This window comes from Tychonema sp. LEGE 07196 (assembly GCF_963890365.1).
GTDB lineage: Bacteria > Cyanobacteriota > Cyanobacteriia > Cyanobacteriales > Microcoleaceae > Microcoleus.
Genome location: NZ_CAWPRX010000184.1, coordinates 1 through 15,203, shown reverse-complemented (window position 1 = coordinate 15,203; position 15,203 = coordinate 1). Strand labels below are relative to the sequence as shown.

General features: G+C 46.7%; 13 protein-coding genes. 6 read left to right on the top strand and 7 right to left on the bottom strand.

Going from position 1 to position 15,203, the window contains the following annotated elements:
* The first annotated feature begins 98 nt into the window (after window positions 1–98).
* On the top strand, window positions 99–773 hold the full coding sequence (locus AACV78_RS21730; RefSeq protein ID WP_194009770.1) for an acetoacetate decarboxylase family protein: 675 nt from the start codon (window positions 99–101) through the stop codon (window positions 771–773).
* 478 nt (window positions 774–1,251) lie between these two features.
* On the opposite strand, the gene AACV78_RS21725 is transcribed toward AACV78_RS21730, so the two are convergent.
* The 3 genes from AACV78_RS21725 to AACV78_RS21715 all read right to left on the bottom strand — a co-directional run bounded on the left by AACV78_RS21725 (window position 1,252) and on the right by AACV78_RS21715 (window position 6,624).
* The gene (locus AACV78_RS21725) at window positions 1,252–1,731 is read right to left on the bottom strand and encodes an orange carotenoid protein N-terminal domain-containing protein (RefSeq protein ID WP_194009771.1); all 480 of its coding nucleotides are present in this window, start codon (window positions 1,729–1,731) and stop codon (window positions 1,252–1,254) included.
* Between the two features lie 380 nt (window positions 1,732–2,111).
* Entirely contained in the window at window positions 2,112–5,237 is a 3,126-nt protein-coding gene (locus tag AACV78_RS21720) for a synaptonemal complex protein 1 (protein WP_194009772.1), read from the bottom strand.
* Between the two features lie 409 nt (window positions 5,238–5,646).
* Window positions 5,647–6,624 (bottom strand): RpnC/YadD family protein, encoded by a 978-nt coding sequence (locus AACV78_RS21715; RefSeq protein WP_194009773.1) that lies wholly within the window; start codon window positions 6,622–6,624, stop codon window positions 5,647–5,649.
* Here AACV78_RS21715 and AACV78_RS21710 point away from each other — a divergent pair.
* Window positions 6,623–6,808, top strand: coding sequence for a hypothetical protein (locus AACV78_RS21710; protein ID WP_194009774.1), 186 nt, complete (start codon window positions 6,623–6,625; stop codon window positions 6,806–6,808). The genes AACV78_RS21715 and AACV78_RS21710 overlap by 2 nt on opposite strands.
* Window positions 6,809–6,877: 69 nt before the next feature.
* Here AACV78_RS21710 and AACV78_RS21705 read toward each other — a convergent pair whose 3' ends face one another.
* A complete protein-coding gene (locus AACV78_RS21705; protein ID WP_194009775.1) occupies window positions 6,878–7,192 on the bottom strand; it encodes a hypothetical protein in 315 nt (104 codons plus the stop codon).
* Between the two features lie 85 nt (window positions 7,193–7,277).
* Between AACV78_RS21705 and proS the strand changes: the two genes are divergently transcribed.
* Entirely contained in the window at window positions 7,278–9,143 is a 1,866-nt protein-coding gene (gene proS / locus AACV78_RS21700; protein ID WP_194074334.1) for a proline--tRNA ligase, read from the top strand.
* Window positions 9,144–9,409: 266 nt separating this feature from the next.
* On the opposite strand, the gene AACV78_RS21695 is transcribed toward proS, so the two are convergent.
* Window positions 9,410–9,739, bottom strand: coding sequence for a PEP-CTERM sorting domain-containing protein (locus AACV78_RS21695; protein WP_194012882.1), 330 nt, complete (start codon window positions 9,737–9,739; stop codon window positions 9,410–9,412).
* Window positions 9,740–10,381: 642 nt separating this feature from the next.
* Between AACV78_RS21695 and AACV78_RS21690 the strand changes: the two genes are divergently transcribed.
* Window positions 10,382–11,110, top strand: coding sequence for a Bax inhibitor-1 family protein (locus AACV78_RS21690; RefSeq protein WP_194012881.1), 729 nt, complete (start codon window positions 10,382–10,384; stop codon window positions 11,108–11,110).
* Here AACV78_RS21690 and AACV78_RS21685 read toward each other — a convergent pair whose 3' ends face one another.
* On the bottom strand, window positions 11,111–11,269 hold the full coding sequence (locus AACV78_RS21685) for a hypothetical protein (protein WP_194012880.1): 159 nt from the start codon (window positions 11,267–11,269) through the stop codon (window positions 11,111–11,113). It lies immediately after the preceding gene.
* A gap of 20 nt (window positions 11,270–11,289) precedes the next feature.
* Between AACV78_RS21685 and AACV78_RS21680 the strand changes: the two genes are divergently transcribed.
* Complete coding sequence (locus AACV78_RS21680) at window positions 11,290–12,873, top strand: radical SAM family protein (protein WP_194012879.1); 1,584 nt, start codon at window positions 11,290–11,292, stop codon at window positions 12,871–12,873.
* Between the two features lie 84 nt (window positions 12,874–12,957).
* Here the strand turns inward: AACV78_RS21680 and AACV78_RS21675 are convergent, their stop codons facing one another.
* Window positions 12,958–13,704 (bottom strand): Uma2 family endonuclease, encoded by a 747-nt coding sequence (locus tag AACV78_RS21675; protein WP_194012878.1) that lies wholly within the window; start codon window positions 13,702–13,704, stop codon window positions 12,958–12,960.
* A 201-nt stretch (window positions 13,705–13,905) separates the two neighbouring features.
* On the opposite strand from AACV78_RS21675, the gene prfB reads away from it, so the two are divergent.
* Window positions 13,906–15,019 (top strand): peptide chain release factor 2 gene (gene prfB, locus AACV78_RS21670; protein ID WP_194012877.1). Its coding sequence is split into 2 segments (ribosomal slippage): window positions 13,906–13,977 and window positions 13,979–15,019, totalling 1,113 coding nucleotides; the frame shifts between segments, so codons are not numbered across the junction.
* Window positions 15,020–15,203: the final 184 nt, after the last annotated feature.

The window sequence follows — 15,203 nt, the reverse complement described above, 5'->3', positions numbered from 1 at the left end:
AATTTTCCAAAAACTTTATAAATAAATACCAAAACCAGTTGCTGTTTTAGAAGTTGAGCTAAAATAAGTATAAAATATCCCACATAAAATCCCTGAAAATGGTATATCCACCTGCACCTTGGAATTTGCAAGGTTATGCTGTTCAGACTTTACAATTAATAGATGTGGCACGGGTGCGTCCCTTGGTTCCATCTGAGTTAGAAATAGTCTCTGTATTGCCCGGAAAAACCCTAGGCGGAGTTTATATATCCTCCTACGGATTGGATTCCGTGATGGAGTACAATGAGTTAATTGTCGTAAGTGCGATCGCCAATTATGCAGGAAAATGGGGCGCTTGGATTTCCCACATCTACGTAGACAACCCTAACTCAGTAGCCGGCGGGCGCGAAATTTGGGGACTTCCTAAAGAATTAGCTCAATTTAGTTGGGAAGGCAACGATTCGGTAAAAGCAGCACCGCTAGGCTACCGAGTTACAGTTAGCCAAGCAAACCGTCAACTGTGCATTCTCAATTACAGCCAGCAAAGTTTAGCGCTACCTGTATCTTTTAGCGGAAATGTTTTCAGCACCGATCGCAGAAATTTGCTACTATTCAAAGGAGAATTTCAGTCTCGACTCGGTTTGATTAAAGGCGAACTAGAAATACCTGACGAAAGTCATTTTGCCAGTTTGAACTTAAGTCAGCCCTTGCTAACAGTTGCCTGCGAAGATATGCGTTTAATGGCAGGTGCGCCGGAAGTTGTGGGAAACATAGCTGCTGAATTCAGTTATTAGACCTCTTGCAAAATTCCTTTTAATCAAATTTTGGGACGGGTTCGCGTGCCCATCCCACAAGAAAAAAGATTTTTGTGGGACGTTGCTCCTAGCCGGTTCTAACTATTTTTGCAAGAAGTCTATTAGTTAAAATTGGTAAGCATTTCTCAAAAAAGTGAGGTATGCCCGGCGCGGGCCGGTTTGGCCGACAACACCTCATCTTTCTGAGAAATGCTATATTTACCGACAATTACTGCGTAAAGCAGGAATTGCAGGTCAATATTAAAGAAACCGGGTTTTGCACCATTAAAAGCGTTGATGCAGTATGTTTGCCAAAAAACCGGTTTCTGATTGCTCGTGCTGATTGTACTGAAATTAAATCAATTCCGGTTGCACTCAGACATGATGTTAACTGTTAACAGTCAACAGTCAACAGTCAACAGTCAACAGTCAACAGTCAACCGTGAATTTACTACTCCGATGAAGAGAGGATTTGATATTAAATTCCAGCCCCTGAAGCGGCTTCAGCACCCATTTCTAAAACTGTACCGCGCAGGAAATCAATTTGCTGCTGAAAATCCATGCCCTTAATCTTTGCTAATAAAGCATTTCCAGCTTCGGGAAGTTTGTAGTCGGAAGGTACGGGAATAATGGTTCCTTCGTCCATTCCTACTGCCAGGAAGTACCAAAAAGCCAGCTTGGTTTCAGGACTCATTGAGCCGTACATCCGGCTGATTTCAGTATTAGCTTTTGAGGCAATGTCGCGCATTACTTGCAGTTGTTCTTCCTTGGGCAACGGCTTGACTTGCTCGAACAAACCCTGAGCAATTTCGGAACCGGCAGCACCGGGAGCCGCTGGCGTGATTGACTTGCCCATTTCGGTGTAAACAAACCACAGCAAACCTAATTGATCGTCTACGCTCAAGCTCTGCATATCTGCTTTTCCTTGGTCGTAGGCGCTGCTAGTAGAAAATGTCATTTCAGTCTCCAAAATAATATGTATTGCTCTGTTTGCCGATCGCAAAAAGTTTTTTTGCTACTCAATAAAAGTTAGCAAATAAATAGGGAGGCTAGAATCTTGCTGAAGGTAGAGATGAACCCCGACAGTAATTGGTGGTGGCGGCTCCGAAGGTGGTAGGAAGTTTACAACTAAAGGATGATGCGGTGGGTCTCAGGTCAAGTTCGATTGAGAGCGTCAAGTTCGATCGCAATTCAGTTTTTCTTCATTTTTGAGTACCTAAGTGCGATCGCTCGAACATTTTTGGCCGTTGGAGCGAATACGATATTATTCCCAAAAAAATAGGCTGGCACACAGCCAGCCTAGAATCAGGAGAATTTTAATTGAAACTTGTTGAAATTCTAGCTAAACAAACCCGAAATACCGCCGACTGCTATTGCTCCAGCCAGAGCCGAAACAACCACAGAAGTTAGAGCCGTACCGAACAGCCACCAAGCAGCAGTTGCGGCAGCTTCGCGCGCATCTTCTGCTTGCTGCTTGGTCTTTTTCTTGATATCTTTAATGCGTTTTTTGGCTTGCTCTTGCAGGCGTTCCGAGCGCGACAGCACGCTGTCCCTGGCTCCTTCAATTTGGTCGATAATTTTGTTAGCTTGGTCTTCTGAAATATCGGAGCGAGAGCTAATTACTGCGACTAAAGTACCGCGATCGAACTCGCCTAAACGCTCTTTAATCGCGTCAAATCCGGCCTGCGGGTCGTCAAACACTTTGCGGAAGTCTCGCTTAATGCTTTCGTAGTTGAGTTCTGGTCGATCGAGCGAATTGAGGTAATCCCGAATTTTCGCGAAAATACCGTCAATTGCCGACTGGAACTTGTCTTGCACCATTTGAAGTTGTTCGACAAATTCGTTGCGGACAGATTCGATACGATCGGCAATTTGGTTAGCTTCCTCTTCGGAGATGTCTTCCCGCTGCGACAGCAAGGCTACCAGCGTACCGCGATCGAAGTGCTTCAGGCGATCGCCCAAACTTTGCATCCCCATTCCCGGCTCGTTAAACAGCAACTGCAAATCGCGTTTGATGCCTTCGGGATTGAGTTCTTCCTTGTTGGTATTCTGCAAGTAATTTTCCAAACTTCCTTGGAAATCCTTGACAGTTTTTTGAGCGCGAGATGCCAAACGACGGGGCGATTTCACGATGCTGCGAATCGAATCTTGCACGCGATCGATCGTCCGATTGATTTGTTCTTCGCTCAAATCTTCCCGCTGCGAAAGCAACTTGACTAAGGTTTCGCGATCGACCTGAGACAGCCTTTCCCGCAGCGCCAAAGCGCCTTCTTTCGGATTTTCAAACAATTTGGTCAAATCGCGATTGATGGCTTCTGGATCGAGTTCTTCCAGGTTGGTATTCCGCAGGTACTCACCAATTTTGCCAGTAATTTCTTCGTACTGTTGCTTAGCTCTATCTGCGACTATTTGCGGCGCGTGGATAATGTTGTCGCGGACGGATTCGATTTTGTCGATCGCCCGATCGATCTGTTCTTCGTTGAGGTCTTGGCGCTGCGACAGCAGTTGCACCAGCGTATCGCGGTCGAATTGAGACAAGCGTTCTCTCAGCGCTTTCAATCCCGCTTCCGGGTCGCTTAACAGCGTTTGAAACTCGCGCTCGATCGCTTCAGGATTGAGTTCTTCCTTATTAGTATTGCGGAGATACTCTTCTACCTTTTGGCGCAATTCTTGCGCTTTTGATTGCGCTTGCTCTTGCAATTCTTGAGATTTGGCAATTACGCGATCGCGCGAACTTTCCAGCCGTCCGATTAACTGATCCGCTTCCTCTGGACTGAAATCTTCCCGCTGGCCGAGCAACTGCACCAAAGTATCGCGGTCAAATTGCGACAGGCGATCGCGCAAAGCCTCAAAACCAGCATCGCGATCGTCCAAAAGCGCTTGGAAATCCTTCTCGATACCTTCAGGATTCAATTCTTCCTTGCCGGTCGATCGCAAATAATTCTCAATCCGGCTGCGTAAATCTTGAGACTGTTCCTCACCAGCAGCATCTCGAACAATTCCCAAAACTTCTTGACGCACACCTTCAAGCTGTTCGGCAATTTCCGCCGCCTGTTCCTGACTAAACCCCTCGCGGCGGCCTAAAATCCCTACAAAATATTCAGGATTAAACATCTCTAACTGGCGCAAAACTGCCCCCGGAGAAGCTTCGGGATCGTAAATAACATCCCTAAATTCCTGCTTAATAGTTTCTCGGTTGAGATGCCAAGGTTGAGTATTCAGCAAGTAATTTTCCACATCAGCCTTAGCTGTATTGAAAGGCAGCACAGGCAATTTATCGCCCACCTTCTCGGTCAAAGACTTAGCTTTTTCCTTTCCTTTTGCAGTTAGTTGCTGCAACTGACCAGAAATTTTTTCAACATCCAAATCCGACAAATCAGTACGCGACAAAACAGTGCCCACCAGAGCTTCCACACCCAACTGCATCGCTCGGTTCATGCCCCCGCTGGACTCCGATTTGTTTTCCCTACTTTCCATGATTTGAGACAATTTGGCGTTAAGTTCGTCAGACTTCAGCAAATCGGGAGCCGCAAACTTGAGAAAATCAATTAACTCTAAATTCGGGTCTTTCTTTTCTTGCTGCTTGCCAAATGTTTGCTTCCAAACGCCTTCTAATTGGTCAGCAACTTGATTTATTTCCTCTTGAGAAAAATCACTGCGACTGCTAATTAAATCCACAAAAGTTTGGCGGTTAACATTCTTTAAAACATCGGTTCCCGCCAGAGATTTGATATCGGCATCCCCCAGCAACTTTTCAAATTGACCGCGAATTTCCTTGACATCCAACTTCGGCAACTGCAAAGAACCCACATAATCTTGCAGTGTTTCGCGAATGCTCTCCGGGTCTACAGCCGAGCTCAATTCGCGGCGGACAGCAGCCACAGATGCTTCCACAGTATTGACCATTTGGTCGCCGGCCATCTTGCCGCCGATCGCTGAACCGGCAGTACCCATAACGCCTTGAATGCCTGAAAAAGCAGTTTTTATCAAGGAACCGATCATCGAGCCGACGGCGCTAGAACCCAGCCATACCAGGGTTAAAAAGTACGCAGCCCAAATGACAACACCAATAATTGCCGCTCCATCTACCGAGGAAATTGAAGTTAACTTGACTGCCAGAAAACAAGCTACAAATAAAGCTATGTTAACTGTGACTAAAATCCAACCGCCGACTAGACCTTCAGTCTTCCGAATTTTAGTACCAAAACTTTCGGAATCGTCATCATCATCGGGTAAAGCGTCGTCCCAATTAGATATTTTGGCGGCAATCGAGAAATTGGTTAACAGGAATTGGAAGCCGAAAGCCATAATGACTCCGGCGATTAATGCCACGAAAAACTGAGGACTTAGAAACATCAGCCCTGCGACATCGGGGTGCTGGAACGGGACATCTCTTTGCACCGGCATTTGGGCAATATTGAATTTGGGACTGTACAGCGACATTAATAACTCGCTTTCAAACATAAATTACCTCCTAAATTTTGATGCCGAATCAGGCATATTGAAATTAGCCCCTAACATTTAACTAGGGGAATGGACACTTTTTTGATGGTGGTTTTTTTCGTCAGGCTTTATCTTAAGGAAGCCCTAATTAGTAAAATGAAGGATGAATAGTAAATCAGTTCTTTAGTTATGTCATCCTTACTGCTGATTATGGCTCTGGAAGCGGAAAAATAAATCCCTCTAAAGTCAGAAATGAGTTGATTTGGGAGGAGTAGCCGTAGAGTTCGCCAAAAAATGCAGGTTTGAGGCGGGGGCGATGGCTAGTAATTATCACAGGGGCCGTCAAGACTTTTTATGTAATTAATAGGGCGTGGTTACTTAATAAAGTGCGATGTGGCGCACCCTACATATCGTAAAGTGCGCTGTCTTTTTAGGATTCCGTTTGATTTTTAGGCTGAAAACGAGCTAGTAATTGCGGGCGTTCGAGCTGCCTAATCAGTCGCGCGCGATCGAGGCTTTCTAGTTTAATCAAAGGCTCGATTATTTGGGCTAATTCTTCATCAATCTCGCCAAATTTCACTTGTAGCATACTCTCAACTATCAAGCGTTGACTGCGCTGGATACCTTCTTGGATACCTTCTTGGATACCTTGCTGTATACCTTCTTGGATACCTTCTTGGATACCTTGCTGGATACCTCGTTGAGTTGCATCTTCAAGCCGTTGCAAATAGAGGGGTGACAGTTCCATAATTAACTCCCGATCTTCTCGATCTATGTCTTGACGGACTTCTAAAATCGTTCGCAAGTTGTACAACAATTCTAACGCGCTCAACCGAAAGAAATTATCCGAGGGTAATTCTCTCAATTCAGCAAGAGCTTGCTTTTGCACGTTTCCCTTCCCCAAAATCCTCAGCCACAGCGTTTCAGGAGTGCGGGGCAGTTGGTGAATGGCAATGATTGCTGCTTTCAGAGACGGACTCAGAAAATAAACTCCATTTACCCAATTTTCGGGTTCGGGAATCGCTCCAAATCCAGCTAACATAACGTCGGAAACCGTCGGCGACAGTATCCAGAGTTGGGGCAAGTCTGCCTCTGCAATCCTGCTATTATCTCTGGCTGCGACTCGTTCATATTCGGCGTGGACATCAAATAGTTTGCCCAAACAACTGCGAATTTCTCCGGTTTGAACTGGACTGCGGAATGGTTCCAATACAGCGGTTTTTGCTGCAATTTGACCCAAAATGCCGAGCGTCGTTGGTTCGACTTCAGGTTCTGGTTTGGGGGCAAAGAAAACGTCAATCTGTCTCACTTCTCCAGCAATGTCGCGGCTGGTTTCGACCTTGCCGAGAGGGGTTAATAGTTCTTTTAGATATTGCTTTGCGAATTGGTCGTGAATAAATCTAGTCATGAGAATTGTCAGCTATCAACTGTTTGAAAACCTCGCCAATACTCGTCTAATCCCTACTCGTTACCAAGCTCTACCTGGTAATGCAGAACCGGAGGCTCTGCCTCCATTGTTGCAGCGGAGGCTCTTCCTCTGGAAAATTTCCTGCTCTGGCTGGGAACCAGTTAAACCAGTTAAAACCAGTTAAATCTGCTCGTAAAAATTGTCAGATATCAACTGTTTAAAACTCTCGCCATCAACTATCAATTATCAACTATCAACCATCAACTGTCAACTTTTGGCAGCATTTACCCTCGCAGTTGCGTCTGCTGCGAATACACCCGTACTCCTCGAAACGTTGACTGTGTTTGCAAACAGTAGGATAGGAAACCAAATGTAAAGGAATTCCGATTAGTTGGTACAGCAATCGACCAGCAGCATGAAGAATATCCCAAGTTTCGCTCAAGTTAGGTTCCCGAACAAATTCTCCTATTTCATCTTTTAAGGCAATCCACTGAGATTGCAGAGTAGGAGAGTGACAATTATCAAATGCTGTCATACCTTTTTGATAATCTTTCCAAATTTTCTTCATAGATTTAATCAAATCTGGCTGAGTTCTGATAATATCAGAAGTTAATCTGAGATTACAATCATCCGGTCTTTTAAGGAAATCAGCTATGCGACTCTCTCAAATGCTTTTTGTCACCCTGCGGGAAGACCCTGCAGAAGCAGAAATTCCCAGCCACAAACTATTACTCCGTGCGGGATACATCCGGCGCATCGGTAGCGGAATTTACGCTTATCTGCCTTTGATGTGGCGAGTTCTCAAAAAAGTCTCCCAAATTGTGCGGGAAGAAATGGATGCTACCGGCGCTCAAGAATGCCTTCTCCCGCAACTGCAACCTGCTGATTTGTGGCGGGAATCCGGTCGCTGGGATACCTACACTCAAGCTGAAGGTATCATGTTTTCTCTCACAGACCGCCGCGATACAGAGTTGGGATTGGGCCCCACTCACGAAGAAGTGATTACTACAATTGCTAAGGATATGGTTCGTTCCTATCGGCAGTTGCCTTTGCATCTCTATCAAATTCAAACTAAGTTTCGCGATGAAATTCGCCCGCGTTTTGGGTTGATGCGCGGTCGCGAGTTTATTATGAAAGATGGCTATTCTTTTCACACTAGCGAAGAAAGTTTGAAAAAAACTTATCAGGATATGGATCGAGCCTACAGCAATATGCTGCGCCGATCGGGCTTGGAATTCCGAGCAGTAGATGCCGATTCTGGTGCAATTGGTGGCTCTGGTTCTCAAGAGTTTATGGTGCTGGCAGAAGCGGGTGAGGATGAAGTTCTTTATACTGAAGACGGTCAGTATGCTGCTAATGTGGAGAAGGCTGTATCGATGCCGGCTGATGCGGAACTGTCGCCCTTTGCAACTTTTGAAAAGCGGGAAACGCCGGGAACTGACACAATTGATAAACTTTGCAAGTTTTTGAAATGTTCTCCGACGCAAGTTGTCAAAAATGTGCTTTATCAGGCTGTTTATGACAGCGGTATTACAGTTTTGGTTTTGGTAAGTATTCGCGGCGACCAAGATGTGAATCAGGTAAAGTTGCTGAATGAATTGACGAAGTTAGCACCAAATTATCAAGCTAAAACTGTTTTATTTTTGACAGTTCCTGATGCGGAAGCTCAGGGGAAATGGGCGGCTAAATCTTTGCCTCTGGGTTATATGGCTCCCGATGTTGCTGATGATTATATCGCTGGGACCCCCCCCCAACCCCCCCTTGGTAAGGGGGGGCAAGAGGTGAGTCAATCCTCTCTTGCTAGGGCAGGACAAGAGGCAAGTCAACCCCCCCTTAGCAAGGGGGGGCAAGGGGGGGTTCAGCGCCGCGTATTTGTGGAACAGGGAGACATTCGGGCGAAGCGCTTGGCCCGAAAAGCTGGGGCTCTAGTGGTATTTGTCGTGGATGCTTCCGGTTCGATGGCCCTCAACCGGATGCAGTCGGCCAAAGGTGCTGTCATGCAGCTACTCACCGAAGCTTATCAAAGCCGAGACCAAGTGGCGCTGATTCCGTTTCGCGGAGAACAAGCAGAAGTATTGCTGCCGCCTACTCGCTCGATAGCCTTGGCCCGCAAGCGTTTGGAACGGCTGCCCTGCGGCGGTGGTTCGCCGCTGGCCCACGGTTTGACGCAGGCGGTGCGCGTGGGAGTCAACGCGCGGCAGTCGGGAGATATCGGTCAAGTGGCGATTGTCGCGATTACTGACGGGCGCGGTAATATTCCTTTGGCCCGTTCTTTGGGCGAACCGATTTTAGATGGAGAAAAGCCTGATATTAAGCAGGAATTGTTAGAAATTGCTGCCAAAATTCGCGGTTTGGGAATGCAGTTGCTGGTGATTGACACTGAGAGCAAATTCATTTCGACCGGCTTTGCGAAGGAGTTGGCCAAGACTTCTGGCGGGAAATACTATCATTTGCCGAAAGCTACTGAACAGTCGATCGCAGCTATGACTAAAAATGCTTTGAGGGATGCGATCGGCTAAAATCATAACAAACAGTTTGTAGTGCGGACTTTAGTCCGCAGCAGTTTGTAGTGCGGACTAAAGTCCGCAGCGTCAAAAAACTTCTGTCCCATGCTGCTATGCAATCTGATTGCAGCAAATCGATCGCACACAATATCACCGCCACTGATTGTATAGCAGTTCGATCGCAACACGAGGGATCATTTCAATTCCCTAATCCCTCAATCCCTCAATCCACCAATCCGTCAATCCGTCAATTTCCCAATCTAAAATCTAAAATCTAAAATCTAAAATCGTCCGACTCTCGCTCTCCGGCGAGTCACCGCCAGCGAACCCGCCACTAAACCCAACCCTACCACCGTCGAAGGTTCGGGAATTTTCACAGGCCCGGGTGCCCGGTTTACCTTTAGCGGGTTCGGGCTCGGAGAAGTTGTACCTTGGGGGGGTTGACCAACCTGAGCCAGCAGCCAATATTCTGAACCCTGCGATGCAGCAGCCACAGAAATGTCTCCGACATTACCTGCAAAAGCAGCTTGGCCAACGGAAATCACCGCAGTAGCACTCAAAAGAATTCCGGCTGCCGGTGACAATAATTTACGAGCAAAAAAGGTGAGCATTAGACATTACCTGTTGAGAATTTGGTCGGTACGAACTAAATTTATTCATTAATTTTCTTGGAATTCCCTGTCTGAGCTACCAGGTGCAACTAACCGAACCGATTTCAGGTTTGAGATTTTAAATTGTGGAGATTCTCTCTCCCTAGTTTCAACTCTTGCCGGCCATCAAAAACCTCAAATCAACTGTGCCCCCTCCCTTTAGCATAAAGCTTTCAATCCCAAATCGCAAATCTAAAATCCCAAATTTATTCACCTGTGCCATCTGCGATTCGATCGACCTTGACATCACCCTGTTAATTAAGTTAAAGAATATCTCTGTGGCGTCAGACAATCCTAATTAGACTGTGCTAATTCCGGCGCAGCGAGACTGCACACCATGTACGCAGTCGATTATAAACAATAGTTTCCTACTTGGGGGTGATTTCACCCCGGTTCTTTATCAAATCTTTAAACTCGACTAGGTTTTGCAAACAAAGTGTAAAGCTGTCAGAATAGAAATACAAGACTTGCGCGCCGCGTGAGAAATCGGCTTTTTCACCATAACTACAGGTTCAAGCCCTCGTATTTTCGTGCATACCCGGTTCCTTTTGCCGCGCGCCAGTCCCAAGATATCAACTCTCAGCCAAAATTAGGTAAATCCTCGTGAGTAACACCAGCAATTTCCGCGAAGCCGTGCGCGAGGCCAAAAACCACGCACTGGTAGGCCCCAACGTCATCTCCAACGCCCTCCCCTTCGTCGGTGGCGGACTTGTCTTAACCGCTGTCGGCACCTACGGCGGCCTCGGAGTCATTCGCAACTATCCGGGAATCTTTTTTCCCACATTCATCGCCGCGATCGTCCTACAATTAATTCTGTTCTTTGTCGTTCGCGGTGTCGCCGAAAAAGGTAACAATAGTACCGCCTTACCCCTCCTAGTAACCTACAGCCTGCTTACCGGCTACACCCTCAGCGGATTGGTGTCTGTAGCGCTCAGAAACGAAGGAGTCGGCATTGCTGGCATCGGTTTTGCAGCCCTCGGATGTGGCATTACCTTCATCGCCGCCCGCCAAATTGGTTCTAACTTGTCGGAAGAAGACGGCATGGCTGTCACCAAAACCATCAGTTTAGGTGTGATTGCTTTGTTAGTCGTCGTTGGCGGTCAATTTCTCCTCTCTCTATTTGGAGTCTACACCCCAACCTGGTTAGAAATTGGCATTTCCGGCATCGGCGTGTTTATCTTTGCTGGCGCTGCGATTGTAGATTTTTACATTCTGCCCCGCAGCTACCGCGACGACCAGTATTTACCCGCAGCTTTGTCGATGTACTTGACCTACATCAACTTGTTCATCTTCATTCTGCGCCTGATGATTGCTCTCAACAGCCGCGATTAATCAACGCCAGTTTAGCTTAAAAACAACCGCAGCTCGATCGACTTCCGGCTGCGGTTTTTGATTAAGATTTACAACCAAGAGAGCGATCGGTCGATTTGAGATTTTATAGTTGAGATTGATTCTACTAATTCTGTCGATCGCGATTTCAAAATTAATCACAACTCAATTTAATAACAGTTATGTACTTAAAATATGAAGATATCAGGATAGTCAGCGTAGAAATTACTTCCCGGTGCAATGCCGCTTGTCCCCAATGTCCGCGCACCGACAACCCGATTTTGCCGGGGGCGGAATTAAAGATGCAGGATATTGAGAGAATTTTCCCACAAGAGTTTTGCTCTCAGTTGGATTTGGTGTATATGTGCGGCAACTACGGCGATGCTATGACTAGCAATACTACAATTGGGGCGATCGAATATTTGCACCGGATGGGAGTTCCTAAAATCTGCCTGTACACCAACGGTAGCGGACGCAATCCAGACTGGTGGCAAACCCTGGCGCAGGCGATGACAGGAGAACACGATCGCGTAGTTTTTAGCATCGACGGATTGGCTGATACTAACAGCATTTACCGCCAAAATACCAACTGGGACAGGATAATGCAATCTGTTAAGGCCTTTATCCAAGCGGGCGGAAAAGCAGTCTGGCACTACTTGATATTTGAACACAACCAGCACCAAGTAGAAGCAGCCAGGGATTTAGCCCAAGAATTAGGATTTGTTGAGTTTGTACCAAAAGCTACCTCTCGTTTTGTAGCAAAAGAAATTTATGACAAAGAGTCCGCAAATCAACCGCTTCAGCAGGCAGAAAACTCTCAGGTAGATGCTAAGAGCGATCGCCCCAACCAACCAGCAACAACTAATGCCTCAGCCCCTCAAAATCAAACACAGACGGCTGTTGGGCTGCACCGACAAGGGGAGGACTGTTTGAAACAAGGACAGCTCTCAGAGGCGATCGCAGCCTGCCAACAAGCCCTAAAAATCCAACCTAACTTTGCAGCAGCCTGTAAAACTTTAGGCAATGCTTTCCAAGCTATGGGGCGGTTACAAGCAGCAGCCGACTGCTATACAAACGCACTGAAAATTCAGCCTAATTTTCCAGAAGTTTATGCTAATGTCGGCAGTCTTTACGCTCAACAGAAACAGTGGCAGCCAGCTAGTGCTTATTACCAAAAGGCGATCGAGCTTAAACCCAATTTTGCCGGAGCTTATCGCAATTTAGCTAGAGTTTTAACGCAGTTGGGGCAACCAGAAAAAGCAAATTATGCTTGGTATCAAGCTATAGCTATCGAAACCTCTCAAGCAGTAGCTCAAAATCAGCCTATCCCGTCACAGCCAGCCAGCGAAGAACTCCAACCCCCATCGTTGGAACAATATAAAAATCCACAGGGAGACCAATTTATCAAAGCTGTAGAAACATTTGGCAGCCTAAACAATTACTACCGCAATGTAGAAATTAGCTGCCAAACTCAAGCCACCAAAGAGATTTTTATTTCTTTTGAAGCGGAACTCTGGCCTTGCTGTTGGGTCAGCCATACTAAATACGCTGTTTATAACGACACTTACAGACCCCAAATGCTGGCTTTAATTGAAAAGTACGGCAACGGGTTTAATTCTCTCAGAACTAAATCGGTGAAAGAGGCGATCGCCTGTGATTGGTTTCGCGAAGACCTCACAAAAAGTTTTTCATGTTCCAAAAGGTTGGACGTATGCGCTCACGAATGCGGTAAAACTTTTAATTCCACAGGTTCGCAGTATATTTAAGAAGTCATTAGTCATCAGTCATTAGTCATTAGTCATTAGTTACAAGAAAGAAGGAAGAATGCGGTGAAGCGATCGAATTTCATGTCACGATTCAGGCAGGTTATCGGGATCGATACCTTGCGATCGCAAATACTCAGCTAGGCGTTCGGCCCGCTGCTGTTGAACCTCAGCTCGCTGTCGTTCTACCCTCAACTCCTCGCGCATCTGCCCTGCCGCTGCATCCGGCAAGGGATAGACATTTCCTGACTCGTCGTACCAAACCAGAATTTCTTGCTCGATGCCCCCAATAACTTGCCCAGAGCGCCCTATGCCCAGTCTCACTTCTGGCATCCAATAGGGTTCGCCAATCTGCTGCCTGTATTGCCCGTCAATCAGCTTGTACACTTCAAACGGTTGATGCCGATCGCGCCGCCAAAATTCGGGGTTGTAAATAATGTAGTACAAAACCCCTAACCCGGCATAAATCGACATCTTATCGTCGTACTCCCCACCCGGTTTGTGAGACACCATTTCCAACGCTAAAATCGGCACAACCTCGTTTTCTTCCCAGACAGCATAGCTGCGGCGAGATTTGCCTCCTTTTCGGCGCTCCACCCCCAAACTGAGAAATCCGTCCGGGACGACAGGCACTTTGGGACTGATTCCTGTAGTGTGATACACCGCCATATCTACCCCAAAGTACCAATCCATGCGATCGGACCAAATACCGATCAAGACAAACAACAGTAGGTTCGGCAGCAAATTCTGGTCTTCGTTATCCACAGGGGTATCGTCCGAACAGGGCAGGTCTTCGGTGGACGGCAAGCTCAATTTAAGTTCTGGGGAAATCATGGCAGTTAACTTCCATCGAGATCGTTAACCTGATTTTAGATTATAGCAACTTTTTTTTGAATCTTGAATTTTTAATGCGGTAAAGTTTTTAATTCAACAGGTTCGCACTATATCTAATCAGGAAGAAGTCATAACATTTTGTTGAAAGAGCGCAATTTCAGCTAAACTCAAAAATACACCCCACAACTAGGAAAACTCACAGTGGAAGTTCTAGACATCAAACACAATATCGAAACATTGTCCGATCGACTGGGTACCACCCAGGACTATCTTTGACATCCCCGCACTCACAGCAAAAATCCAAGATTTAGAGCAAATCTGTGCCCAACCAGCATTTTGGGACGACCAGGATAAAGCTCAAGAAACCCTCCAAGAACTCAACAACTTCAAATCTCATTTAGACCAATACCGCGGCTGGCAGACTAGCCTAGAAGATGCTAGAGCTATTTTAGAACTGCTGGAGTTAGAAGCCGACGAGTCTTTGTTCCAAGAAGCCTCATCGAGTCTCGCTCAATTAACCCGCGAACTCGACCAGTGGGAACTGCAACAATTACTATCGGGCCCCTACGACGAAGGCGGCGCAGTTTTGACAATTAACGCCGGGGCGGGCGGCACGGATGCTCAAGATTGGGCGGAAATGCTGCTGCGGATGTACACCCGCTGGGGGGAAAGTCAAGGTTACAAAGTACATTTAATGGAAATTTCCGAGGGAGAGGAAGCAGGTGTTAAATCGGCTTCTTTGGAAATTGTCGGGCGCTACGCTTACGGTTATATGCGATCGGAAAAAGGCACTCACCGTTTGGTCAGAATTTCGCCTTTTAACGCGAATGACAAGCGTCAAACCAGTTTTGCGGGCGTGGAAGTGATGCCGGTGCTCGATCGATCCGTACAATTGGATATCCCAGAAAAAGACTTAGAAATCACAACTTCCCGCGCGGGCGGCAAGGGCGGACAAAACGTTAACAAGGTAGAAACGGCCGTCCGCATCGTTCACCTTCCCACTGGTTTGGCCGTCCGCTGTACCGAAGAACGCAGTCAGTTGCAAAATAAGGAAAAAGCTTTGGCATTACTCAAGGCTAGGCTGTTGGTGATTGCTAAGGAACAGCGGGCTTCGGAAATTGCCGAGATTCGCGGCGACATGGTAGAGGCAGCTTGGGGCAACCAAATTCGCAACTACGTTTTTCACCCCTATCAAATGGTCAAGGATTTGCGGACTGGGGTGGAAACAACCGCCATCCTAGATGTGATGAACGGCGAATTAGAACCGTTCATTCAAGCTTATCTGCGGCAGGAAAATCAGTTGGTCAGTAGTTAATAGTCAGTAGTCAGTTGTTAGTTGTCAGTAGTCAGTTGTTAGTTGTCAGTTGTTAGTTGTCAGTAGTCAGTTGTTAGTTGTCAGTTGTTAGTTGTCAGAAGGAACAGGGAACAGGGAACAGGGAACAGGGAAAAATACTTTCTCCCTCTCTCCCTCTCCCCCTCTCTCTCCCTCGCTCTCCCTC